Raw genomic sequence first — 24640 nt, forward strand, 5'->3', positions numbered from 1 at the left:
GCGGGGCGTTAGGCCTCGCGCCCTTCGGCCTTGAGCCGGGCGTGGAGCTTGGGCGCATCGGCATGGCCCGCGTCCAGCGCGAAAATATAGGCATGGGTCAGGTAGAAACAGGCGGCGTCGAGATCATTGGCATGATCGGCGGCCTCGGCATAGAGCCGCACGAGCGCGGGCTTGTCGCCCGCCTCATGGGCCGCGAGAAGCCGCCGGTCGAGACCGCCTGCCATCAGGCCGGGCTTGCCTTCTGTCAGGCTCTCCGACATGGCCGCGACCGCGCCTGTCATTCCGCCGCTTGCGCGGTGCTGCGCCCGGCCATGATCTTGCCCGCGACCCAAGCGTGGAACATATGGGTCGGGCTGTCCATCACCGGCGAAAAACGCCCGCCGTCATAGCCCTGCACATGGCGGCCCTTCTGCATGCCTTCGACCACGAAAATATCCTCTTCGAACACCTGCTTCCAGAGCTTGGTGTTCTGGGCGCGCAGCTCTTCGTCGGTCTCGGGCGTCGCATAATAGAGATGGATATGTTCGACCGTGGCCTCGGGGCCCTTGGGCTCGAGCACGATGGCAAAGGCATGGTCGCGGTGCACGCCCAGAAGGACGTTGGGATAGACCGCGATATATTCGGCCTGTTCGTTCCACTTGGCGCCGACATCGGCGAAATCGGGGAATTTCTGGCCGCGCTCATTGGTGAGCTGGCGATAGACCAGCGTGCCTTGGCCGGAATATTGATCAGGCTCTTCGATATTGTAGTGATCCTCGAGCCGCGAATAGCTGTTGAGACCGGGGTGCACCCAAGGCAGGTGATAGCTCTCGCAATAGTTCTCGACCGCGAGCTTCCAGTTGGTCTTGATCTCGAGGGTAAATCGGCTGTCGGCACCGCCGTGATAGAGCGGCAGGTCGAACTCTTTCCAGCGCTCGATGACATGGGCCATGGCGTCCTCGAACGCGGGCGCATCGCCCGAGACGTTGATCCAGACCACATCGCGCCAGATATGGCTGCGCACCTCGTTGAGGCCGAGCGTGTCGCGGTCGATCGCCTGATGGGTGTTGTGGCCCGGGCCGCCCACATGCGGCGTCGAGACCAGCTTGCCCTTGGTCGAGTAGCACCAGGAGTGATAGGGGCAGCGGATCGCGCCTTCGATCTTGCGCGGCTCTTCGACGAGGATCATGCCCCGGTGGCGGCAGATGTTCTGAAAGACGCGGACCTGACCGTCGCGGTCGCGCAGCAGCAAAAGCGGCATGCCCATGAATTCCATCGGCACCGCATCGCCCGGTTCCGGCACATCGGCGGCGACGGCGAGACCCGACCAAGTGGCAAAGAGCACGGACTGCTTTTCTTCTTCATAGACAGCCGGATCGATGTAATGGGCATTGGGCAGCCCGTTGGCGCGGGCGACATCGGTGCGGACATTGGACAGGTCGGTCACAGGGCTCATGGCGAACTCCGAAAGGGGTGTGGCTTTCGGATATCTGACCGGAAATGCGGGGCGAAAAACCGTCAATGCGCGACCGAGTTTGCCTTTGGGCGACCAGTTTGCAGAGGTTGATTTGCCTAAAGGGCAGGGGGCCGCCTAGCGGAAATCCTGATCGAGTCGCAGCAGGCGCGCGTGGAATTGCGGCACCTCGTCGAGCGGCACTAGCCCTGAGCTGCGCGCCGCCTCCATCACCGCGCGACGGTCGCGCCCGAGATGTTCGTAAACCATCCTTGTGGCGCGGCGGCCGGTGACCTTTTCGCGCACGGTGCGGGTGACATAGCCCTCCCAGAGGTTGCTCTGGAACGAGGTTTCCTGGGTCAGGAAGTTGAACGAACAGGCCAGCGAGTCGCGATGGGTGACAATCGCCATGATGCCCTCTTCCTGGCGCATCACCAGGCCGCGAAATTCGCGGTCGCGGGGTTTGAGCGACAGGCCCTGACTGCGCAGCGCGGCGCGGGATTCGTAGCCGCGCAGGAAGGTATAGCCATCGGCGCGGCTGATATAGACGAGGCCGCGCACGAACTGCGTGTCGTCGATAAAGCTTGGCCGCACAAAGCGATAGAACCCGTCGGGAAAGATCTCCATCGGCACCTGCACCGGCCCCGCGCCGAAAAACCCGGCCACCACCGGGTGATTGAGCAGGTCGATGCCGCCGGGCTGGATTGCCTCCACCGGTTCGAGCAGCACCCGCGCGTCGACCTCGAAGAACTGACAGATCCGGTGCAGCACATCGGGACGCGGAAAGCTCTCGCCCGAGAGGTAGCGGTTGAACTGGGTGCGGTTGATCCCAAGTTCGCGGCAGAGCCCGGCGACCGAGCTGTAGCTTTCCGAGAGCTTGCGCAGGTTCTCGCCAAAGATCGCCCGAAGCTCGGCCGGATCGACCGCATCCGAGGCTGCTGCTGTTTGGGATTTTGCTGTCACGAATCGCACCAAGCGCTGGTCATTTTACTCTCTAGTCAGGGCTGTAACCCTTTGGCATATTAAGTCTTAAGGTTGTAAGTGATGCTATATCGCGTCACCCATGACGTCAAGCCGCGTCAGACTGATCCCGCTTTGACACAAACGAACGAGCGAGGAAACCGCTTTCATTATGTATCCGAAAGACAAGACGCGTCATTCTAGTGAAGACGATGTTGGATATGGAGGCGACTGCGATGCTTGGTGTTGTTCTTTGGAGTGACGTGAAAGACAACCGTGCCGTTGTGTGGTGCGACGATCATGGTGATCTGGCCTTCTACAAACCGGGCAAAACAACCGCCGACCGCGCGGTGTTCCAACCCGGCGATCTCATTCAATTCGAGCTGCGCGAAGCGTCACAGATGCGAATTGTCGCGCGTCCTCAAATGCTTGCACGGGACAGCCATCCCAATCTCGCGGATGAACTCAAGCAGGTGGGCGAGGCGATGGGCGTGGTCACTCATTCGCGCGACGCGAAACGCGCAAGCCCGCCGCAGGGGCGCACCCGGCGCGACGCGGATGTCATCCGCATGGACAGCTATCGCCGCGCCGAAGTGGCCTAAGCCACGGCGCGGACACGAAAAAGCCGCCCCAAAAGGCGGCCCGATCGATCCGGTTCACTCACGGATGAGGTCAAATCCACTCACGGATAGAGAGCAGACGGACCGGGCCGCCAACGGCCCGGTCTGATCGTTTTTGTGTCAGCCCCGCGGCAGGGCGGCGACCCCGGTGCGCGCGATGTCGATGAGCCCCAGCGGCCGCATCAGATCGGCAAAGGCGTCGATCTTGTCCGACGGGCCGGTGATCTCGAAGACGAAACTGCCAAGCGTGCTGTCGACCACATTGGCGCGGAAAATATCCGCCAGCCGCAGCGCTTCGACGCGTTTCTCGCCTTCGCCCTCGACCTTCATCAGCGCCAGTTCGCGCTCCACCACCGGGCCCTCGACGGTCAGGTCATGCACCGCATGCACCGGCACGATCCGGCCAAGCTGGGCCTTGATCTGTTCGATGATCTGCGGCGTGCCCTTGGTCACGATGGTGATGCGGCTGGTGTGGCCGGTGTGATCGACCTCGGCCACGGTCAGGCTGTCGATGTTATAGCCCCGGCCCGAAAACAGCCCGATCACCCGCGCCAGAACCCCCGGTTCGTTGTCGACGAGCACCGCCAGCGTATGGCTTTCCACCACGTCCGAGAACGTCGGCCGCAGGTTATAGGCGGAATGCTTGTTGGAGCCTTTTTTGATCTTCAGTGCGGACATTGCACAAATCCTTCCTTCGAATTCCAGCCGATCACACCAGCACCGCGCCGCCGGACTTGATGGCATCCTTGGTGGAGGCCTCGCCCAGCAGCATCTTGTTATGGGGCTCGCCCGACGGGATCATCGGGAAACAGTTCTCGTGCTTCTCGACCAGGCAGTCAAAGATGACCGGCCCGTCGTAGGTGATCATCTCCATGATCGCGTCATCGAGATCGGCGGGATCGCTACAGCGGATGCCCTTGGCGCCAAAGGCTTCGGCGAGCTTGACGAAATCGGGCAGCGCCTCGGACCAGCTGTGCGAATAGCGCTCGCCATGCAAGAGTTCCTGCCACTGGCGCACCATGCCGAGACGTTCATTGTTGAGGATGAACTGTTTCACCGGCAGGCGGAATTGCACCGCGGTGCCCATCTCCTGCATGTTCATGAGCCACGAGGCCTCGCCCGCGACATTGATCACCAAGGCCTCGGGATGCGCCATCTGCACCCCGATGGAGGCGGGGAAGCCATAGCCCATGGTGCCGAGCCCGCCCGAGGTCATCCAGCGGTTGGGATCGTTGAAGTTGAGATACTGCGCCGCCCACATCTGATGCTGGCCCACCTCGGTGGTGACATAGCGGTCGTGGTCGCGGGTCAGCGCCTCGAGCCGCGCCAGCGCGTGCTGCGGTTTGATCACCTTGCCGGTCTGTTTGAAGGCGAGGCAATCGACCTTGCGCCATTCGTCGATCTTGGCGCGCCATTTGGCGATGGCCGCGGCATTGGTCTTGCGGCCGCGCGCCTTCCAGACCTTGAGAATATCTTCGAGAACATGCGCCACATCGCCGACAATCGGGATATCGGCCTTGATCACCTTGTTGATCGAGCTGGGATCGATGTCGATATGGGCCTTGGTGGAATGCGGGCTAAAGGCATCGACGCGGCCGGTGATCCGGTCGTCGAACCGGGCGCCGACATTGATCATCAGATCGCAATCATGCATCGCCATATTGGCCTCGTAGAGACCGTGCATCCCGAGCATGCCGAGCCAATGCTCGCCATTGGCCGGATAGGCGCCAAGCCCCATCAGCGTCGAGGTGATCGGCACGCCGGTGGCCTCAACCAGTTCCCGCAAGAGCTGGCTCGCCGCCGGGCCCGAATTGATCACGCCGCCGCCGGTGTAGAACACCGGGCGTTCGGCGGTCTCGAGCGCCTCCACCAGTTCGGTGATCTCTTCCATATCGCCTTTGACCTGCGGCTGATAATGCGAGACCCGCGCCTTGGCCGGGGGGGTATAGTCGCCATTGGCGAATTGCACATCCTTCGGGATGTCGACGAGCACCGGACCGGGACGGCCGGTGGTCGCCACATGGAACGCCTCATGCAGCGTGCCCGACAGACGGTTGGTGTCGCTCACCAGCCAATTGTGCTTGGTGCAAGGCCGGGTGATGCCCACCGTGTCGGCCTCCTGGAAGGCGTCATTGCCGATCATGAAGGTCGGCACCTGGCCGGTCAGCACCACGAGCGGGATCGAGTCGAGCAGCGCATCGGTGAGGCCGGTCACCGCATTGGTGGCGCCGGGGCCAGATGTCACCAGCACCACGCCCGGCTTGCCGGTCGAGCGGGCATAGCCTTCGGCGGCATGCACCGCGCCCTGTTCATGGCGCACCAGAACGTGACGAATGTCATTTTGCTGAAAGATCTCGTCATAAATCGGTAGCACGGCGCCCCCGGGATACCCGAATACGACGTCCACACCCTGATCCTTGAGGGCCTGAACCACCATTTTCGCTCCGGTCATCTGACGTGTCATATGCTTGCTCCGTTCATGACGTCATTGTCGTGCTGCATAAAAAAGCCCCCGTCGTTTCGGGGGCGCATGGGGAACCGTTATGGTTGTCCGTTACCGGCCCATGCGCCAAGATCCTACGATGACAATTAGCTGTGCCAATTGGGGCATCCTTATGCTGCGTGTGCGCGGGACATTATGAGCCGTGTCCGGGGGCGTCAAGCGCGTTTTGCGCATTTATTTCGTGAAACGGGGGTAAATCTTTGCATTTGTTGCGGGGATCGCCACGGGTGTCCCGGACGCTCTGGCCGCTTTGCCGCATTCCCGTTACAGGAATCGGTCTAGATGCGCGGGCAAAGCCTTATCCCTTCTTTTCATGGAGACCTGCCATGCGCCAGCCCGTAAGCCCCGATCTGTCCGCCGACGACTGGGATGAAATCATCAACCCGCGTCCCGAGGAAACCGAGTTCGACCGTGTGGTCGAGGCCCATCTGTCGCGGCGCGGCTTTATGAGCGGTCTCGTGGCGCTCGGCTCCGGGGCTGCGGCCATGGGGCTCGGGCTTGGCGGGGCAGGGCGCGCCGAGGCGGGCAGCGACCGCTTTCCCTTCACACCGATCGCCGCCCAGACCGATGGCACCGTGCATGTGCCCGAGGGCTATAGCTGGGAGGTGCTGGCCCGCTGGGGGGATCCGCTTTTCTCCGACGCGCCGGCCTTTGACAATGCGACCGGCGGTGCTGCCGCGGGCAGCGACCGGATCTTTGGTGAGAACACCGATGGGATGGAGCTCTTCAGCATCGGCAATCATCAGGTGATCGCGGTCAATCATGAATATGCCAACCGCGATGTGAACCTGCCGCAGCGCGAAGGCGGCGTGCCGGAACATGCCGATGACGTGACCAAGCTGCAGAACCTGCAAGGCGTCGCCGTCTTTGAGGTGGCCAAGGGCGACGCGGGCTGGGAGGTGGTGATCGACAGCCCTTTCAACCGCCGCATCACCCATCTGACCCCGATCCGCATCAGCGGCCCGGCGGCAGGCCATGAGATGCTGCGCACCGAGGCCGATCCCGAGGGCAAGCTGGCGCTCGGCACCTTCAACAACTGTGGCGCGGGCCGCACGCCCTGGGGCACGTTCCTGACCTGCGAAGAGAATTTCAACGGCTATTTCGGTGCCTCCGATGAGGCCCATGAGATGCCCGAGGATTTCAAACGCTACGGGATCAGCCATGATGGCTGGGGCTATGACTATCACAAACATGACGCGCGCTTTGACGTGGTCGCCACCCCGAACGAGCCGCGCCGCGCGGGCTATGTGGTGGAAATCGACCCCGCCGATCCCAATTCGGTGCCGGTGAAACGCACCGGGCTGGGCCGGTTCAAACATGAAAACGCCGCCGTGGTTCTGGCCGCCGATGGCCGGGTCGTGGTCTATATGGGCGATGATGAGCGCGGCGAGTTCCTCTATAAATTCGTCTCCGATGGTGTCTATGCGCCGGGGGCCGACACCGAGGCGCTGCTGGATGAGGGCACGCTCTATGCCGCCCGGTTCCTTGACGACGGGCGCGGCGAATGGCTGCCGCTCACCGAAGAGACCACCGGCATGACGAAAGCCGAGATCGCGATCCTGACCCGGATGGCGGGCTCCAACGCCGGGGCCACCACCATGGACCGTCCCGAATGGGTCGCGGTGAACCCGAACGCGGTCGAGGCCTATTGCGCCCTCACCAACAACAAGAACCGCGGCATCAAGCCCAATGCCGGCGGTGACGAGACCCCGGTCGGCGGCCCCAACCCGCGCGCCGAGAACAACTATGGCCAGATCGTCCGCTGGCGTCCCGATGCCGATGATCACGCGGCGCTGGGCTTTGACTGGGATCTCTATGTGATGGCGGGCAACCCGGATGTGCATGAAGACGCGCGCAAAGGCTCCGAGAATGTCCACACCGGCAATCTCTTCAATGCGCCGGACGGGATGATGTTCGACAGCACCGGCCTCTTGTGGATCCAGACCGATGGCAAGGACAACAACGAGGGCGATTTCGCCGGCATGGGCAACAACCAGATGCTGGTCGGCGATCCCGTCACCGGCCGGATCGAACGGTTCCTCACCGGGCCCTACGGGGCCGAGGTCACCGGGCTGGCCTGGTCGGCGGATCGGCGCACGATGTTCGTGGGCATTCAGCACCCCGACGCGCCCTTCCCCGATGGCGAAGGGCGTCTGCCGCGCTCGGCGGTGATTGCCGTCTGGCGCGACGATGGCGCAATGGTGGGCTAAGCCCAGACCCCAAACGCCTCGCCCCAACGGGCGGGGCGTCCCCGTGTCAGAGGCTCACGCCAGTGCCCTGCAACACGCCATGCTCGAGCGCATAGCGCGTCAGCCCGGCGGTCGAGCTGATGCCGAGCTTGCGCTTGATGTTCTTGCGATGGGTTTCCACCGTGCGCACCGAAATATCGAGCGCCAGCGCCACATCCTTGTTCGACCTACCTTGCGCCAGTTGCAACAGGATCGTCTGCTCGCGGTTGGTGAGCTGTTCGCGCACCCCGGCACCGCCCTGCGGTTCGAGCGAGCCCTGCGCCCCGGTGCACAGATAGCGTTCGCCGCGCATCACCGCATCGATGGCGAGCTTGATCTCATCCGTCGGCACATCCTTGAGAACATAGCCCATCGCCCCATGGCTCAGCGCCGACGAGATATATTCCGGGCTGTCATGCATGCTCAGGATCAAGATCCGCGTCGCAGGCCGCCGTTCGAGAATGATCTCGGTGGTCGAGAGCCCGCCAATCCCCGGCATGTTGAGATCGAGCAGGATCACATCGGGCGCGAGCTGTGACACCTGATCGATGATCTGCTGCCCGTCCGACAATGTGGCGACCACTTCGATATCGTCATAGGTCTCGAGGATCGCTTCGACCCCTTCGGCCACCATCGGGTGATCGTCGACGATTACGATGCGGGTGGGCGCGGGCGTTTCTGTCATCTAGGCGTTGACCTTGGTTTCGTGGCTGTCATCTTCGGGCGGTAGCATATGCGACAATGGCACGGTGGCTTCAATCACCGTTCCCGCCGAGGATGAGAGAATGCGCAACGTCCCGTCAAGCTGATCAATCCGTTCCTGCATGTTCCGCAGACCGAGCCCGGGGGGCAGCCCGGTGCGGGCGCGCGCCGCTTCGATCCCGAGCCCGTCATCGCTGATCCGCATCGTACCACCGCGCCGGTGACCGCGCAAATCTATGGTCACCCGGCTCGCCGAGGCGTGACGCTCAATATTGGTGAGCGCCTCCTGCGCGATCCGGTAGAGCGCGATCTTGGCCTCGGGGTCGAGCCGGTTGCGAAACACCACCGTGGCAAATTCCGCCGTGATGCCGCTGCGCTTGCTGAAATCTTCCGTCAGCGCCTTGAGCGCGGGCCCAAGACCGAGATCGTCGAGCGTGCCGGGCCGCAGATCGCGGCTGATCCGGCGCACCTCCTGGATGGCCCCCGCGAGATGGGTGATCCCCTTGTCGAGATGATCCGCCGCCCGGTCGTCCCCCGCCACCAGCCGCCGCCGCGCCATGTCGAGCGCATAGCGCACCCCGACGAGAAGCTGGCTGATCCCGTCATGCAGCTCGCGCGCGACGCGGCCGCGCTCCTCTTCCTGCGCGTCAAACACCCGTTGGGTGAGCCGCTTGAGCTTGGCATTGGCGAGCCTGCGCTCGCGGATGGTGATGAAAAGGCCGGAGGTAAAGACCACCAAGAGCGCCACAAGGGCAAAACCGCCGATAAAGAGGAAACTGCGCCGCACCCGTTCTTCGACATCGGCCCGCGCCGCCGCCACCGTGGCCAGCACATCGTCGATAAAGACGCCGGTGCCCACCGCCCAGCGCCAATCCTGCAAGCCGATCACATAGGTGACGATCTGCGCCGGTTTGCCGGTCGACGGCTTGACCCATTCATAGCTGTGATAGCCGCTGCCCTGTTTCGCCAGCCGGATGAGCTCGTCGGTGACCGGCACGCCCTCGGGATCGGCGAGCCCTGACCAATTGCGCCCGATAAGATCGGTGTGCCGCGGCGCCACAAGATTATTACCGTCATAATCAAAGACAAAGAAATAGCCGTCCTGCCCATAGAGCATCGAGGACAGGATCTGCGTCACCGCCAGCTTGGCAGCCTCATCATCGGGGGCGGCGCGGCCATAGATATTGATGAAAGAGGTCCGCGCCATGGCGAGATAGTTCTTGAGCTCTTCGCGCTTGGCATGGATGAGCTGGCTTTCCAGCGCGGCAATCTCGCGATCGGCCAGATGGCGCGACTGCAGCGTGGCAAAGACGGCAATCACCACCGCCGCCGCGATAAAGGGCAGGGTGGCGGTCAGAAACAGTTTCTGCCCGTAATTTTGCCAAAGCCGATCAGTTAAACGTCGCATCGCCGAATCGTTACGCGCAATTTGGAACGATTCCCAGAATTTCCGGTGCGAAACTGGGTCATATGCCTAAAGTTAAGGCAGGTTTTGGGTGTATAGTTTCTGTTTATACGCAGTAGTCGGTATTTCCTAAACCGCCGACATTGGCTAGCGTTGAAAGTCTTGTAACGGTCCGCGCGGGTGTGGAGGCACGCGCGCAGAAAACTTATCTGGGAGGGTATATCTTAATGGATCGTCGTTCTTTTCTGACAAAATCCGCGCTGGGCGGGACCGCAGCCGCGGCCTCGACGCTGGCCGCACCGGCCTATGCACAGGGCAACCGCACGCTGACCATGGTCACCACCTGGGGCCGGGGTCTGGCAGGCGTGTTCGACGCCGCGCAAAAGGCCGCTGACAACATCAACGCCATGGCCGATGGCCAGCTCACCGTCGACGTCAAGGGCGCGGGCGAGCTTGTCGGCGCGTTCGAGGTCTTCGACGCCGTGACCGCCGGTCAGGCCGACATGTACCACGGCGCCGACTATTATTTCGTGGGCCAGCACCCGGCCTATGCGTTCTTTACCTCGGTGCCCTTTGGCATGACCGCGCAGGAACTCGTCAACTGGTACTACCATGGCGGCGGACAAGAGTTCCACGACGAGCTGGGTCAGATCTTTGGTCTGAAATCCTTCCTCGCGGGCAACACCGGCGCGCAGGCTGGCGGCTGGTTCTCCAAGGAAATCAAAGGCCCCGAAGATTTCAACGGCCTCAAGTTCCGGATGCCCGGCCTCGGTGGCAAGGCGCTCGGCAAGCTCGGCGCAAGCGTCCAGAACCTGCCCGGTGCCGAAGTGTATCAGGCGCTGGCCTCCGGCGCGATTGACGGCACCGAATGGATCGGCCCCTGGGCGGATGAAAAGGCCGGTTTCCAGGAGATCACCAAGATCTACTACACCGCCGGGTTCCACGAGCCGGGCGCCGGTCTCTCGATCGGGATGAACCGCGAAGTCTTTGAAAGCCTCACCCCGGCGCAGCAGAAGATCGTCGAGATCGCCTGTGCCGAGGCGCATCAATGGAACCTCGCACAATTCCTGTCGAACAACTCGGCCGCACTTGGCCGTCTGCAATCGGCCGGCGTGAAAACCATGGAATTCCCCGACAGCGTCTGGGACGCCTTCGGTGGTGCCGCCGACGCGGTGCATCAGGAGAACATGGGCGACGACATCTACAAACGCGTCTACGACAGCTACATGGCGTCGATGCGGTCGTCCTCGGCCTGGATCGCCAAATCGGACGGTGCCTATTCCAAGCAACGCGACCGCGTGCTCGGCTAAGCCCCACTCTCACCTGTCGGCGGGGCCCGGATTATGCACCGGGCTCCGCCATTGTGCTGTAAGATAAGGTCCATGTTGGACCAAAAAAGGGACATGGGGGAGCGATGCTGGACGCGATCATCTGGTTTTTCCAGAATATCGGCTTGGCCTTCTACAATCTTGCCTATGCAGTGACCCACCCGGGGCTGTGGCTGGATTGGTCAAACAACGAGGCCATCATGCGGGTCGTCTATTATGGCGGCTCGATAGAGTTTTTCTTCGTGGTGTTTACCGCCTTTCTGGTGGTCTCCGCGATCGGGTTCTGGCGCAACAGTTTCATGTGGGGCTGTGTGCGGGTGCTCGAAGGCTTTGCCAACACGGTGGGACGGTTCGCCGCCTGGGCGGGCCTGTTGATGGTGCTGCAACAGATCGTCATCGTCTTCCTGCAACGGGTCTTTGTGCGGCCGGACATCGCCTTTGGCTTTGGCATCCCGCTGCAGATGGACATCAGCTGGTGGTCGGAAGAGCTCAAGCTCTACAACGCGCTCGTCGTCTGCCTCTGCGCCACCTACACCTTTGTCCAAGGCAGCCATGTCCGCGTCGATCTCGTCTATTCGGCGGTGAAATACCGCACCAAGAAGATGATCGACATGATCGGCAGCCTGATCTTCATGATGCCCGCCGCGGTGCTCATGTGGATGTATGGCTGGTATTTCATGTGGCGCCATCTCATCACACCCAAACCCTCGGCCAGCGACACGCTCGACCGGCTCTTGATGAAATCCCGCGCGGTGCGCTGGAACGTCGAGACCATCGGCTTTAGCCCCAACGGGTTCAACGGCTATTTCCTCTTCAAGGTGCTGCTGGTTCTGTTCACCGCCATGGTGTTCCTGCATGCCATCGCCTTCTTCTACCGCTCCTATCTCGAGTGGAAGGAAGGACCCGAGAGCGAAGGCAAATATCTCGACCGCGACACGTTGGGCGCGGGTGAAGAAGCCTATGAAGGCACGCATTAACGAGGGGCGGGACACATGCTTTTTGGACTAGACGGCGTCGAAATCGGCCTGATCATTGTATTTCTGTGCCTTTTCGGTGCGATCCTCTCTGGCTTTCCGGTGGCCTTCTCCATCGGTGGCGCAGGGGTCATCTCTTTCGCGATCATCGCGGCGCTCGACAGCTCGGGCCTGCTGATCCATCAGGCCATCGACACATCGAGCGAGGCCTACCGACAAATCATCGCCTCGGGCGTCAAGCCCGAGACCATATCGGTTTTCCGATACCCGGATTTGCCACGCTATGCCCAACCCGTCTTTGATCGCGGCTGGGAAGTGGCGCTCGACCGGAACGTCTCCTTCATCGTCAACCGGATGAACGAACGGGTGCTCGCGGGCGCCTCGATCGAAACGCTCCTGGCAGTTCTGATGTTCGTGCTGATGGGCATCACGCTCGAACGCTCGAAGATCGCCAATGATCTGCTGACCACCATGGCGCGCGTCTTTGGCCCGCTGCCCGGCGGTCTGGCGGTGTCGGTGGTCGTCGTCGGCGCTTTCCTTGCCGCCTCGACCGGGATCGTCGGTGCCACCGTGGTGACCATGGGCCTCCTGAGCCTGCCCACCATGCTGCGCAACAACTATTCCCCCGAGATTGCCACCGGGGTCATCGCGGCCTCGGGCACGCTGGGGCAGATCATTCCGCCCTCGATCGTGATCGTTCTGCTCGGCACGCTGGCGGGCGATCTCTATTCCGTGGCGCAAGAGGCGCGGGCACAGGAGGTCGGCTGTTCCGACGCGCTCACCTATCTGGGCGAACCGGCAGTCGTTTCCGTCGGCACGCTTTTTCAGGCGGCGCTCTTGCCGGGCATCCTGCTGGCGCTGCTCTACGGGCTCTATGCCTTTGGTTATGCGCTTTTGAACCCGTCCAAGGCCCCGGCGGTCCGGTTCACCGGTGAACCCGGTTCTGAGACCACAACCCGTGGCGAGAAATTCACCTGGTTCGTTGGCGCGCCCGTCGCGCTCATCGTCGGGCTGATGCTCGCCAGCCAGGTCAATATCGTCGGCAGCCAGAGCCTCACCGTCGACACCTTTACCTCGCGTGGCGAAGGCGCATCCCTGCGCACCAATGTAAGCGCCGAGTGCAAGACGGCGATGATCGATCTCCACGGCCAATCGGCCTGGGATGCGGCCCTCGCCGAACAGGCCGAGATCGACGCGGCAGGCGGCGTGCAGGAAAGCACCCGGTTGAGCCCCGAACAGATCGCCGAGGCTCGGCTCGCCAAGATCGACGATGCCGCGCCCATCGGCACCGGCGTCGCCACGATCCTGCTGATCCTGTCGCTGGTTCTGGTCATGGGCCGGGGCATCGCGCCCAGCGCCTCGGCGCGGCCTCTGATCATCGGTGGCATCGGGGTGATACTGGCGCTTCTCGCCGATATCCTGCTCATCGGTCCGGCCATGTCCTCGGGGGCCAGCATCCTGATCCTGCTCATCCCCTATGGTCTCGTGCTCTATGGCGCGGGTCATGCGGCGGGGCGGCTGGCGCAGAACGATCTCATCCGGGTGGTCTTTCCGCCGCTGGTGCTGATCGTCGCGGTGCTCGGCTCGATCCTGGGCGGCATCACCAACCCGACGCCCGCCGCGGCGCTCGGCGCGGGCGGGGCCATCATGCTGGCGGCCTATCGCAAGCTCAAGGACGAGGAACGCTCGGGCAAGATCATCATCTGGGCGACACTGGCCATCGTGCTGGCGATCCTGATCGGCATCAATTTCGACCTGCGCATCAACATCTCTGATGTGACCTTCGAGACATGGGTCGCCTTCTTCTTTGCCAAGGCGGCCTATCTCTTTGCGCTCTTCGGTCTGCTGTTCAGCTGCTGGGTGCTCTTTGCCGGCGGGGTGCTGACCCCGGTGGTGCGCGAGACGGCCAAGGTGACCTCGATGGTCTTTACCATCCTGATCGGGTCGCAGCTTCTCAACCTCGTGGTGATCTCCTTCGGGGGCGAGCATTACATTCAGCAATTCCTGCGCAGTTTCGACAGCGAGTTCCAGGTCTTCCTGATCGTGATGCTGGTGCTCTTCGTGCTCGGCTTCGTGCTCGACTTCCTCGAGATCATCTACATCGTGATCCCGATTGTCGGGCCGGTCATCTATGGCGGCACCTTCGATCCGAAATGGGTGACGATCATGATCGCGGTCAACCTGCAGACCTCCTTCCTCACGCCGCCATTTGGCTTTGCGCTGTTCTACCTGCGCGGCGTGGCCCCGAAAGAGGTCACCACCGGCCATATCTACCGGGGCGTGGCACCGTTCGTGCTGATCCAGGTGGTGGGGCTGGCGATCCTGTGGTTCTTCCCGGCGATCGTGACCATCGTGCCGGCACTGATCCCGAACTGATCGGGGGTGCAGTCAGAGCTGCAACCAGAGATAAGGGCAGGGGCCGGTCGCAGGACCGGCCCTTTTTTCCGTTAGGTGTAACCGCAGTGACTTCTCTAACTATCTAAGGAGCGTAAGAAATGAAGATGCATCAGGAGGGCGTCCATTGCCAATCGACACCGAGATTTACACTCACCCTGATTGGGCTAAAGATCATCTCACTTGTTATTTGAAGACAAGCTACAATAACCAGGTTGCGACATTCGCAAACTTTAGAGATCAAGCACGCGATGTTGTTGAGATTGATAGGATTTTCTTCAAGCTTCTAAGCGATGTAGTCGATCCGAAACCGCTATACCCATATGATTTCCTGACCCGCGGTCACTCCGCATTCATGGCAGCCTCCGGTGCGACAATGGCTGGGCAAATTTTCGAGGCACAGTGTCAATTGCGCCTTTGCCTAGAGAATGCAGCGTATGCTTTTCATATTTTAGATAATCGTGATCTATGGGAAAAATGGATGGCACGGCATGACAGCAAGAGGTGCCTCGAAAACGTTCGTAAAGAGTTTTCCTTTGGGAACGTGTCGCGGAGTATCAAAGAGGTTCGGCCTGAAATTGCGGGCGCTTTTGTTGAGTTGTATGACCGCTGCATAGATTTTGGCGCACATCCCAATGAGCGTGGATTCACATCGAACAGAAAAATAGTGGATCAAGAAGATGGCAGTAAAAGGTTCCTGAATACATACCTGAACTGTGCGGAAGATATGATGCAATTTGGTCTTAGGACGCTTTGTCAGGTTGGTCTTATAAGTTTTGCAATCGCGAGAGAAATCTACCCGGAATGGGTGGCGCGCAAGGGCTTGAATAGCAGCTTTGAAGAAATGGCTAAGCGATACTGAGTTTCAGGTCTTGCCGACTATCAAGACCGAGGTTTTGGCCAGTGCGATTTGGGCGTTGAATAGAGAAGTAGAGGCAGACATCCGATGTCCATTTCCCGCGACACGGCCCCGCATTACATCTGGGGCGCGGCCTGCGATGGCTGGCATCTGGTCGAGGGGGCGGATCTCTCGGTGATCGAGGAACGGATGCCACCCGGTACGTCCGAGACCCGCCACAGCCATGCGCAGGCAAGGCAATTCTTCTATGTGCTGGGCGGCGCGCTCACCCTCGAACGGGACGGCACGCGCCATGTGCTGAGCAAAGGGCAGGGGATCGAGATCGCCCCCGGCACGCCGCATCAGGCGCTGAACGAAGGAGATGCGGACGCGGTCTTTCTGGTGATCTCCAGCCCCCGCGCGCAAACCGACCGCCAGCCCGCCTAGAGCGGCAGCTCGGTCGTGTCCTTGATCTCTTCCATCACGAAACTGGCCGAAACATCGCCCATCGGCACCCGCGCGATGAGCCGCTGATAGAGCCGGTCGTAATCCTTCATATCCGCCACCCGCGCCCGGATGAGATAATCGAGATCGCCGGTCATCCGGTAGACGCTCTGGATTTCCGGCATCGCCTTGGTGGCCCGCGCAAAGGCGGTGAGCCATTCCGCGTCATGCCGCTCGGCCCGGATCTGCATGAAGACGGTGAGCCCAAGGCCCAACCGGTCGGGATCAAGCAGCGCCACCCGGCCGAGAATCACCCCCGCCTCGTCGAGTGCCCGGATGCGCCGCCAGCAGGCATTGCGCGACAGCCCCACCTTGTCGCCCAGCGCATCGAGCCCGATCGCCGCGTCACGTTGCAAAATGGCGAGGATACGCCGGTCTGTGTCATCAATTTTCACCATGACCGACTATATTCGTTGAAAATATCCCATGAGTCACGCATTTTTCGCAATCATTGGGAAAATCTCACAGCCTTCGCGCGGTATCTTGGACAAAATCGCACCACAGGAGGCAGACCCATGATCACCCGCATTTTCCTCGCCCATCCGCGCAGCGTCGATGAGACCTATCTGCAACATGCGCGCTTTGCCGGGCTCTTTGCGCTGACGCTCTTTGCGGCGGCTTTTGCCGCGCTGATCCACGCGATCATCCCCGCCGCCTTTGAAAAGACCGCGAGCCGCATCATCACCCGGCTCTACGAGCGCATTCACAACCGCGGCTGAGGGGGCAAAACCGCCACTGTCGCTTTACCGCCGTAATACCGACGTGTCACCGACATGCCATTTCCGGGGCTTGCGCGGCGGCCCGCGCCCTGCTTAGGCTAAAGTCCGACAAGGAGGAGCGCCCCATGAAGCTACTGGTACTGCTGCACGAAGACACCGACCGCCCCGGCGTGTTTCATGAGTTTCTGGACGAGGACGGGCACAGCTATGACCCGGTCCATATGCACCGGAACACGCCCCTCCCGAGCCTTGATGGCTATGACGCGCTCTGGGTCATGGGCGGGCCGCAGAACACCTGGGAAACCGAGCAATATCCGTGGCTTGTGGCGGAAAAGGCGCTGATCCGCGAGGCCGTCGAACAGCGCGGATTGCCGTTTCTCGGCATCTGTCTCGGGCATCAATTGCTGGCCGAGGCGCTGGGCGGCGAGGTCGGCCCCGCCACCACGCCCGAGATCGGCGTTTTCGACGTGCAGCTCACCGAAGCCGGCGCCACGGGCGTGTTCTTCGACGGGGTCACCGAACGCTTTCCGGTGCTCCATTGGCACAGCGCCGAGGTCCACAAACTCCCCCAAGGCGCCCAAGTCCTCGCCACCGCCCCCGCCTGCGCCGTCCAGGCAATGCGTTGGGGAACAAGGGCTTTTTCAACGCAGTTCCACCTCGAGGCCGACGAGGACACGATCACCCGCTGGATGGGACAGCCCGATGGCGTGGCGGCTCTGGTCGACACGCTCGGCAGCGACGGCCCGGCCCGTTATGAGGCCGCGGCGCGCGACCGGATGAGTGCGCTCAATGAGACGGCAGAACGGCTTTATATCAACTGGTTGCAATGTGCGGCGCAGGCCGTGCCGGCCTGATCACGCATCCGCCGCCCGCATCAAAGACACCCGCGCGGTTTCGAGATGGATTTTCATCGCATTCGCAGCCTCTTCCGGTTCCCGGCTGCGGATCGCGGTGAGGATGCGGCGATGTTGCTCGTTATATTTACGAATAATTGACGGCTCTAGCGTCACATGGCGCATGCGGGTCCAATCATCCATCGAGCGCACCGCGTTGATCTGACCGATCACCCAGATCAGCAGGTTGTTGCGCGAAGATTTGGCCAGCGCGTGATGAAAGGCGGTGTCGGCCTCGGAAAAGGCGACGGGATCATGCTCGGCGCGTTCCATCCGCTCGCATTGCCGGGCCATTTCCTCGAAATCGGTCTGCCGGCCCTGCAGGACGCTCAACCGGCACAGATGCGGCTCGAGCGCGAAACGTGCATCAATGAGTTCCAGCGGGTTGGCATGTTCCAGCGCCTCGATGGTTTCGGTGCCTTTTTGGTAGGTCACATAGGTGCCGCTGCCCGCCCGTGTCTGGATCAGCCCTTCGCGTTCCAGCTGGGCCAGCGCATCGCGCAGCGTGTTGCGCGCCACGCCATGGGTTTCGGCCATCTGGCGTGAGGCAGGCAATCGCTCATGCTGCCGGTAGATTCCCTTGATGATATCGCGCCGGATCAGTGATGCCACATCCGCAGAGCCCAGTTTTGCCATGAAACCTCCTTACAAACTGATCCGTAGATGAACCAATTGACGGCATTTGTCCAGAAACCGGGCTTCATTGGTTCAAAAAACTTGCTTGAAAAATCGATTCGTCCCTAACGTCAACCACAGAAGGGTCCGGGTTCTTTCTTCCGGAGCCAGTGAATTAAGAGCTTAACGGTAACAATCGGTGCTTTTGCAGGGCGTATCGCCTCATGACCACAGGTCAGGGTTGAACGGAAAGCAGGGCCAAAATCGAAAGGCGAACAAGATAAGGCCTAAACCAGGTCTGAACCAAAATAGTCCCAGCAATTCAAAAAGACGCGGCACCAAAGATCGCGGACCCGACCAGCAAGGAGAGACAGACGTGGCTGAAACAGACCTCGAAAGATTCGTCGAAGCGCCAGGGCGTGACGAAAAGATCAAAGAAGTCCGTAAGATGATCGATGCCAAGGGGATCGAATATCTTTACCTCCAATTCGTTTCCGTAACCGGCAAGATCATGGGCAAGGGTATCCCGGCAGATCACTGGGAAAGCGTTGCCAAGAAAGGGTTCCAACTGGTCTACGGGGCCACGGTGAACCTCTTTACCAACCGCGCCGGTGAATATCTGGGCTATGGGCCCGAAGCCGCTGAGCTGATCGGCATTCCCGAGCCGGAAACCTTCATGCAGCTGCCTTGGGCGCCGACCATCGGCCGGTTCTATTGCACGCTTTTCCGCAACCGAGAGGAAAAGGAAAACCCGGGTGGTTACCTGACCTCGGATTGCCGTGGCAACCTGCGCCGCATGCATGATGATTTCGAGAAGAAACACGGCCGCCGCCTGCGCATCGGCACCGAGCCCGAAATGATGTGGCTCAAATTCGATGAAAACGGCAAGCCGCGCGACGGCTATTCCAAACCCTATTGCTATCACATTGATCAATTTGAGAGCCTGCGCCCGGTATCGATGCAGGTGATCCGCTATGCCCGCCAGATGGGGCTCGACATGATCCAGGGCGACCATGAGGACGCGCCCGGCCAGCTCGAATTGAACTGGATGTTCGACGACGTGCTGCGCAACGCAGACCGGCTCACCACCTATCGCCAGATCTGCGCCCAGGTGGCGCGGGAGAACGGGATCTTTGCCTGTTTCATGACCAAACCCTTCATGGGCGTGTCGGCCTCGGGCTGTCACCACAACATGAGCCTGTGGCGCGGTGGCGAGGATGAGTTCGTCAAATGCGGCAACGATCCGGATGATCTGCCGGGCATGGCCGAAAACTACATGTATGTGCGCGGCGGTGAAAACACCTTCATGCCCGATGACGACGATCCGCAAATGCCCGGCAAGGAAGGGCTCGAGGCGATCGGCGGGGTGGTGCATCACCTGCAGGCGCTGACGGCAGTGGGCTGTTCCACGGTCAATTCCTATCGCAGGCTCTGGGACACCGGGTTCTGGGCGCCGGTATTTGCCGACTGGGGCTTTCAGAACCGCACCACGGGTCTGCGCGTCTCGGCCCCGGGGCGGTTCGAATACCGCTCGGTCGACAGCATGGTGAACCCCTATCTCATGGGCACCACCTTGCTCGCGGCGATGGATGACGGGATCGACAATCAGCTCGACCCGGGCGCACCCGAAGAGCGCAACATCTATGCCGCCATCAAGGCCGGCAAAGAGGTCAAGAAGCTGCCGATGAGCCTCGGTGAGGCGCTCGAGTTCCTGAAAAACAGCGAGGTGGTCCGGCGCGGCATGCCCGGTGAGATGTACCGCCTCTATGACGAGTACAAACAGGACGAATACGCGCGATTCATGTCCACGGTCACCGATTGGGACAAGGATACCTATATGGAGTGCCTTCCCTAAGGTGCCCCGAAAAACTGAGCGAAGGCCGGGTGTTACACCCGCCTTCACCCATCAACGCAACCTGGAACGAAGGAGGCGCATTCAAGATGTGCGGGATTGCAGGATTGATACACAAGGGCAAAAGCAGCTCGGTCGGGTCAGAGATGACCGCCATGCTGCAGGCGCTCAAACACCGGGGGCCGGACAGCACCGGCTATGCGGTCTACGGCGAACCGACAGAGGGCGACTATATCATGCGCCTCAAGGTGGCCGAGGCCGAAGACATGGACCGGGGCCGGGGCATCCATCAGGTGATCAAGGACCGGATCACCGAGGTGGAAACCATCCTCGCGGAACATGGCGCCAAGGTGAAATCGAAATCGGCGCCGCGGGAATATTCGCTGCGCTATGTGCTGACCCATTCCGGCGACACAGGTGAGATGGCGTCGCATATCGAAGAGACCGAAGGGGTCGAGATCCTCAGCATGGGCAACGGGCTCGAGCTGATCAAGGATCTGGGCGATGCGAGCGTTGTGTCCGAGGCCTATGGGCTCAATGACTTCAAGGGCACTCATGGCATCGGCCACACCCGGATGGCCACGGAATCGGATGTGGATATCAAATCCGCGCACCCGTATTGGGCCTTTCCCTATAATGACGTGAGCGTCGTCCATAACGGCCAGATCACCAACTACTGGATCATGCGCCGCGAGATGGAGCGCAAGGGCCATCGGTTCATGTCGAACTGCGACAGCGAACTCCTGGCGGTCTACACGGCGCATAACCTCGCCAATGGCGTGTCGCTGGAGGAAAGCCTGCGCAATTCGATCAACGAGATCGACGGCGTCTTCACCTATTTGGTGGCGACCAAGGATCAGCTCGGCATGGCCAAGGACACGATGGCCGCGAAACCGCTGGTTCTCTACGAGAGCGATGATCTCATCGCCATGGCATCCGAAGAGGTGGCGATCCGTGCGATCCTGCCAGAGGAAATCGACACATATGATCCCTATGATGAGGAGGTTCGGGTATGGCAGGCGTAAGCGACGCAGAGCTCAAGACCATGAGCCAGGACGAGCGCGCCAAGGCGCTCGGCATGACCACCGAACAGCTGACGGGCAAATCGCTCTATGTCGAGTTCGACCCCGACGCCGAAGAGCGCTTTACCTATCCTTGGGCGCCCGAGGTAGATTTCAACAAGCGGACCGAGATCGACACGGATGACATGACCTCGACCCAGGTCAACAGCCGCATCCGGTCGCTGATGGCCGAAGGCTATGGCACGATCGTGCTCAAGAACCCGCGCGGCAAGCACAGCCTTGGCGTCGGCATCCTGAGCAAGCTCAACCTGATCATCGAAGGCTCGACCGGTTATTTCGGCGTGGGGCTTCTCGATGGGCCGAATGTGCGCATCACCGGCCGCGTCGGCTGGTCCTGTGGCGAGAACATGATGTCCGGCACGGTTCTGGTGGAAAAGAATGCAGGCTCGACCTTTGGCGCGGCGATCCGGGGCGGTGATCTCGTCTGCCGCGGCTCGGTGGGCTCGCGGACCGGCATCGACCAGAAGGGCGGCACGATCATCGTCGGTGGCGACACTGGCGCGCTCTCGGGCTTTATGATGCAGCGCGGTCGGATGGTTGTCTGTGGCAATGCCGGCAAGAACCTGGGCGACTCGATGTATGACGGCACGATTTTCGTGGGCGGAGACATCAAATCGCTCGGCGTCGATGCGGTCGAGGCCGAGCTGACCGAGCTCGACAAGAAATGGCTCACCCGCAAGCTCACCCAATATGGGCTGATGCCGGACAAGGGCGTGGATCATTTCACCAAGATCGTCGCGGGCAAACAGCTCTGGAACTACGACAATCTCGAACCCTCCGAGAAGAAACTCATTCTGTGATGGCTGGCGCGCGCCCGGGTGTCACCGGGCGCAGTTCTCCAGCTCTCCGCAAGACAAGGAACACCACCATGGCTGACGGTGACATGCCGAAAAAACCAGCGCTGGCCCGCGATGTGAACCGCATCGGTGACAGCTTTATTTTCCCGCCGAGGGTGATGGATGACATCCACATCAAGTCCGAGCTCGGGCGCTATCGGATGCGGGGGTTCTCGCTCTTCAAGAAGATCCCGCATTGGGATGACCTGACCTTTCTGCCCGGCACGCTGACGCGTTTCGTGATCGAAGGTTACCGCGAGAAATGCGAAACCAAGACGGTCATTGGCCCGCGGGCCAAACGCCCGCTCGAGCTCGATATCCCGGTCTATATCACCGGCATGTCCTTTGGCGCGCTGAGCTATGAGGCCAAGACCGCGCTGGCCCGTGGGGCGACCATGGCGGGCACCGCGACCTGTTCGGGCGAGGGCGGCATGATCCCCGACGAGCGGCGCTATAGCTCGAAATGGTTCTACCAATGCATCCAGTCGCGCTATGGCTTCAACCCCAACCACCTCGTGCTGGCCGATGCTTGCGAGTTCTTCATCGGGCAGGGCTGTAAGGTCGGGCTTGGCGGGCATCTCATGGGTCAGAAAGTGACCGATCAGGTGGCCGAGATGCGGTCCTTGCCCGCGGGCATCGACCAACGCTCGCCCGCGCGGCACCCGGATTGGCTCGGTCCCGATGACCTCGCGCTCAAGATCCAGGAGATCCGTGAAGCGACCGATTGGCAGATCCCCATTCAGCTCAAGCTTGGCGCGAGCCGCGTCTATGACGATGTGCGGATGGCGGTGAAATGCGATCCCGACAGCATCTATATCGACGGGATGGAAGGCGGCACCGGGGCCGGTCCGCACCTCGCCACCGAGGACACCGGCGTGCCCGGCATGGCGGCGATCCGTCAGGCCCGCAAGGCCATTGACGACCTCGGCAAGCGCGGCGAGATCAGCCTCGTCTATGCCGGCGGTATCCGCAACGGCGCGGATGTGGCCAAGGCGATTGCGCTTGGGGCGGATGCCATCGCCATCGGCCATTCGGCGATGATGGCGCTCAACTGCAACAAGGACATCCCCGAGGCCAACTTCCCCGAGGAGATCGGCGCCGAGCCGGGCTATTGCTACCATTGCCACACGGGCCGCTGCCCGGTCGGCGTGGCGACGCAAGACCCCAAGCTGCGCGAGCGGCTTGATCCGGATGCGGCGGCGGAACGTGTCTATAACTTCCTGCACACGCTGACCATCGAGGCCCAGCTCTTTGCCCGCGCTTGCGGCAAGACCTACATCCACAGCCTCGAGCCCGAAGACCTGGCGGCGCTGACGATGGAAGCCTCGGCCATGGCCGGCGTGCCGCTGGCGGGCACCAATCACACGGTGGGCGTCGAGGACTACCACCACCTGTAAGAGCTGCGCGTCGTCCGCCTGAACCCCGAGGGGCAGGGCGGACGGCCCCCAAAACGGAGGAAAGACCAAATGGCTGGAACACAGTATCGCGGCTCCGAGATCAAGGATGTCGACCAGTTCCTGAAGGACAAGGACGGGCTCGAGAGCGAGCGCGAAAAGGAAATCGGGCAGCACATCGGCTACCGCTACGATGTGAACCTCGTGCCCGATTACGAACGGATCACGCCTTTTCTGACCAAATATATGGAGACGATGGGCTGGGACGATCTCAATTGGCTCGAAGATGTCCATATGGGCTATGAAGAGGGCAGCCCGGCGGTGTTCGACCGCAACAACAATGGCTGGGTCCGAGTGCCCGACACGATCTCGCTGCCCGACAATCAGCAGGATCGGGACATGATCGCGCGCGAGCTGCTCATCAAGTTTCAGATGTCTGATAGGCATCCGCTGGTGAACCTGCGCAAAGCTTATATGAAGTTTTGAACCCCGTGCCGCGCCCGCTGCATATCGCCTGTCTTCAGACCCGGCCTCTGGCCGGGTTTCAGCCCGCCTTGGACGAGGCCATCGGGCTGGCCGAAGAGGCGGTGGCGGCGGGCGCGGAAATTCTGTTCCTGCCGGAATATTGCGGCGGGCTGCGCACCGAGGATGGGCGGCTTGCCCCGCCGGTGGCCGAGGAGGAGAGCCATCCCGTCCTGCAAGGTCTGCGCGACTGGTGCGCGGGCGCGGGCGTCTGGCTCAATATCGGCTCGATTGCCGTTCGCGGGCCAAGCCCCGAGAAATTCATCAACCGCGGCTATATGATCGCCCCCGATGGTTCCATCGTGGGGCGTTATGACAAGATCCATCTCTTCGATGTCGATCTCGGCCCCGGTCAATCCTATCGCGAAAGCGCCACGGTCGCGCCGGGCGGACAGGCTGTGATCCATGACACGCCCAAGGCGCGGATCGGTCATGCAATCTGCTATGACCTGCGCTTTCCGGCGCTGTTTCACACGCTGGCCTGCGAGGGCGCCGAAATCCTGTGCTGTCCCGCAGCCTTTACCAAGCTTACCGGCGAGGCCCATTGGCATATCCTGAACCGCGCCCGCGCGATTGAAACCACGCGTTTCATGGTCTCGGCCTGTGCGACCGGCCCGGTGCCGGGCGGCGGCGAGACCTATGGGCATTCTCTCATCATCGACCCTTGGGGGCGCGTGCTGGCCGATGGCGGCAGTGACAAGGGCATCATTTCCGCCACCATTGATCTCGACATGGTGGCCGCCACCCAATCCCGAATTCCAAGTCTTAACAACGCGAGGAGCTTTGACACCCCAACAGCTTTTTCAACGCAAGAGCGCGCCTGACCTCTCCGAGTAACG

Annotated in this window: 24 protein-coding genes; 15 read left to right on the top strand and 9 right to left on the bottom strand. The window is 61.4% G+C overall.

Annotation, left to right across the window (positions count from 1 at the left end):
• Nucleotides 1-8: 8 nt before the first annotated feature.
• The 3 genes from ISM_RS15075 to ISM_RS15085 all read right to left on the bottom strand — a co-directional run bounded on the left by ISM_RS15075 (nucleotide 9) and on the right by ISM_RS15085 (nucleotide 2395).
• Nucleotides 9-281 carry a hypothetical protein gene (locus ISM_RS15075; protein ID WP_009815058.1) on the bottom strand — a complete coding sequence of 91 codons (273 nt, stop codon included), beginning with the start codon at nucleotides 279-281 and terminating at the stop codon, nucleotides 9-11.
• Complete coding sequence (locus ISM_RS15080; protein ID WP_009815059.1) at nucleotides 278-1435, bottom strand: aromatic ring-hydroxylating oxygenase subunit alpha; 1158 nt, start codon at nucleotides 1433-1435, stop codon at nucleotides 278-280. Before ISM_RS15080 ends, ISM_RS15075 begins: the two co-directional genes overlap by 4 nt.
• 135 nt (nucleotides 1436-1570) lie before the next feature.
• Entirely contained in the window at nucleotides 1571-2395 is an 825-nt protein-coding gene (locus tag ISM_RS15085) for a helix-turn-helix domain-containing protein (protein WP_254655690.1), read from the bottom strand.
• A 209-nt stretch (nucleotides 2396-2604) separates the two neighbouring features.
• Here ISM_RS15085 and ISM_RS17830 point away from each other — a divergent pair, with 209 nt between their 5' ends.
• On the top strand, nucleotides 2605-2994 hold the full coding sequence (locus ISM_RS17830; protein ID WP_156783414.1) for a hypothetical protein: 390 nt from the start codon (nucleotides 2605-2607) through the stop codon (nucleotides 2992-2994).
• Between the two features lie 138 nt (nucleotides 2995-3132).
• On the opposite strand, the gene ilvN is transcribed toward ISM_RS17830, so the two are convergent.
• Both ilvN and ISM_RS15100 read right to left on the bottom strand, forming a co-directional pair.
• The gene (gene ilvN, locus ISM_RS15095; RefSeq protein ID WP_009815062.1) at nucleotides 3133-3690 is read right to left on the bottom strand and encodes an acetolactate synthase small subunit; all 558 of its coding nucleotides are present in this window, start codon (nucleotides 3688-3690) and stop codon (nucleotides 3133-3135) included.
• Between the two features lie 31 nt (nucleotides 3691-3721).
• Complete coding sequence (locus tag ISM_RS15100) at nucleotides 3722-5476, bottom strand: acetolactate synthase 3 large subunit (RefSeq protein ID WP_009815063.1); 1755 nt, start codon at nucleotides 5474-5476, stop codon at nucleotides 3722-3724.
• 365 nt (nucleotides 5477-5841) lie between these two features.
• Between ISM_RS15100 and ISM_RS15105 the strand changes: the two genes are divergently transcribed.
• On the top strand, nucleotides 5842-7725 hold the full coding sequence (locus tag ISM_RS15105) for a PhoX family protein (RefSeq protein ID WP_009815064.1): 1884 nt from the start codon (nucleotides 5842-5844) through the stop codon (nucleotides 7723-7725).
• 46 nt (nucleotides 7726-7771) lie between these two features.
• Here the strand turns inward: ISM_RS15105 and ISM_RS15110 are convergent, their stop codons facing one another.
• Together ISM_RS15110 and ISM_RS15115 are read right to left on the bottom strand one after the other, a co-directional pair.
• Complete coding sequence (locus ISM_RS15110) at nucleotides 7772-8428, bottom strand: response regulator transcription factor (protein WP_009815065.1); 657 nt, start codon at nucleotides 8426-8428, stop codon at nucleotides 7772-7774.
• On the bottom strand, nucleotides 8429-9853 hold the full coding sequence (locus ISM_RS15115; RefSeq protein ID WP_009815066.1) for a cache domain-containing protein: 1425 nt from the start codon (nucleotides 9851-9853) through the stop codon (nucleotides 8429-8431).
• Nucleotides 9854-10077: 224 nt separating this feature from the next.
• Here ISM_RS15115 and ISM_RS15120 point away from each other — a divergent pair, with 224 nt between their 5' ends.
• The 5 genes from ISM_RS15120 (at nucleotide 10078) to ISM_RS15140 (ending at nucleotide 15831) form a co-directional block, all read left to right on the top strand.
• Entirely contained in the window at nucleotides 10078-11160 is a 1083-nt protein-coding gene (locus tag ISM_RS15120) for a TRAP transporter substrate-binding protein (protein WP_009815067.1), read from the top strand.
• A gap of 104 nt (nucleotides 11161-11264) precedes the next feature.
• A complete protein-coding gene (locus tag ISM_RS15125; RefSeq protein WP_009815068.1) occupies nucleotides 11265-12155 on the top strand; it encodes a TRAP transporter small permease subunit in 891 nt (296 codons plus the stop codon).
• A 15-nt stretch (nucleotides 12156-12170) separates the two neighbouring features.
• Nucleotides 12171-14528 carry a TRAP transporter large permease gene (locus tag ISM_RS15130; protein WP_009815069.1) on the top strand — a complete coding sequence of 786 codons (2358 nt, stop codon included), beginning with the start codon at nucleotides 12171-12173 and terminating at the stop codon, nucleotides 14526-14528.
• 145 nt (nucleotides 14529-14673) lie between these two features.
• On the top strand, nucleotides 14674-15408 hold the full coding sequence (locus tag ISM_RS15135) for a hypothetical protein (RefSeq protein WP_040618129.1): 735 nt from the start codon (nucleotides 14674-14676) through the stop codon (nucleotides 15406-15408).
• Nucleotides 15409-15492: 84 nt separating this feature from the next.
• On the top strand, nucleotides 15493-15831 hold the full coding sequence (locus tag ISM_RS15140) for a cupin domain-containing protein (protein ID WP_009815070.1): 339 nt from the start codon (nucleotides 15493-15495) through the stop codon (nucleotides 15829-15831).
• On the opposite strand, the gene ISM_RS15145 is transcribed toward ISM_RS15140, so the two are convergent.
• Nucleotides 15828-16286, bottom strand: coding sequence for an Lrp/AsnC family transcriptional regulator (locus ISM_RS15145; RefSeq protein ID WP_009815071.1), 459 nt, complete (start codon nucleotides 16284-16286; stop codon nucleotides 15828-15830). The genes ISM_RS15140 and ISM_RS15145 overlap by 4 nt on opposite strands.
• Before the next feature lie 117 nt (nucleotides 16287-16403).
• Here ISM_RS15145 and ISM_RS15150 point away from each other — a divergent pair, with 117 nt between their 5' ends.
• Complete coding sequence (locus tag ISM_RS15150) at nucleotides 16404-16607, top strand: DUF6356 family protein (protein WP_009815072.1); 204 nt, start codon at nucleotides 16404-16406, stop codon at nucleotides 16605-16607.
• A gap of 125 nt (nucleotides 16608-16732) precedes the next feature.
• On the top strand, nucleotides 16733-17461 hold the full coding sequence (locus tag ISM_RS15155) for a type 1 glutamine amidotransferase (RefSeq protein ID WP_009815073.1): 729 nt from the start codon (nucleotides 16733-16735) through the stop codon (nucleotides 17459-17461).
• Here the strand turns inward: ISM_RS15155 and ISM_RS15160 are convergent, their stop codons facing one another.
• The gene (locus tag ISM_RS15160) at nucleotides 17462-18136 is read right to left on the bottom strand and encodes a FadR/GntR family transcriptional regulator (RefSeq protein WP_009815074.1); all 675 of its coding nucleotides are present in this window, start codon (nucleotides 18134-18136) and stop codon (nucleotides 17462-17464) included. It abuts the gene before it with no gap.
• Between the two features lie 427 nt (nucleotides 18137-18563).
• Here ISM_RS15160 and ISM_RS15165 point away from each other — a divergent pair, with 427 nt between their 5' ends.
• The 6 genes from ISM_RS15165 to ISM_RS15190 all read left to right on the top strand — a co-directional run bounded on the left by ISM_RS15165 (nucleotide 18564) and on the right by ISM_RS15190 (nucleotide 24625).
• On the top strand, nucleotides 18564-19970 hold the full coding sequence (locus ISM_RS15165) for a glutamine synthetase family protein (protein WP_009815075.1): 1407 nt from the start codon (nucleotides 18564-18566) through the stop codon (nucleotides 19968-19970).
• 86 nt (nucleotides 19971-20056) lie between these two features.
• A complete protein-coding gene (locus tag ISM_RS15170; RefSeq protein ID WP_040618131.1) occupies nucleotides 20057-20992 on the top strand; it encodes a class II glutamine amidotransferase domain-containing protein in 936 nt (311 codons plus the stop codon).
• On the top strand, nucleotides 20980-21849 hold the full coding sequence (locus ISM_RS15175; RefSeq protein ID WP_009815077.1) for a GltB/FmdC/FwdC-like GXGXG domain-containing protein: 870 nt from the start codon (nucleotides 20980-20982) through the stop codon (nucleotides 21847-21849). Before ISM_RS15170 ends, ISM_RS15175 begins: the two co-directional genes overlap by 13 nt.
• 68 nt (nucleotides 21850-21917) lie before the next feature.
• Nucleotides 21918-23282, top strand: coding sequence for an FMN-binding glutamate synthase family protein (locus ISM_RS15180; RefSeq protein ID WP_156783415.1), 1365 nt, complete (start codon nucleotides 21918-21920; stop codon nucleotides 23280-23282).
• 69 nt (nucleotides 23283-23351) lie between these two features.
• Nucleotides 23352-23765, top strand: coding sequence for a hypothetical protein (locus tag ISM_RS15185; protein ID WP_009815079.1), 414 nt, complete (start codon nucleotides 23352-23354; stop codon nucleotides 23763-23765).
• A 5-nt stretch (nucleotides 23766-23770) separates the two neighbouring features.
• On the top strand, nucleotides 23771-24625 hold the full coding sequence (locus ISM_RS15190; protein ID WP_009815080.1) for a carbon-nitrogen hydrolase family protein: 855 nt from the start codon (nucleotides 23771-23773) through the stop codon (nucleotides 24623-24625).
• Nucleotides 24626-24640 lie beyond the last annotated feature (15 nt).

The sequence above is a fragment of the Roseovarius nubinhibens ISM genome, from assembly GCF_000152625.1.
GTDB lineage: Bacteria > Pseudomonadota > Alphaproteobacteria > Rhodobacterales > Rhodobacteraceae > Roseovarius > Roseovarius nubinhibens.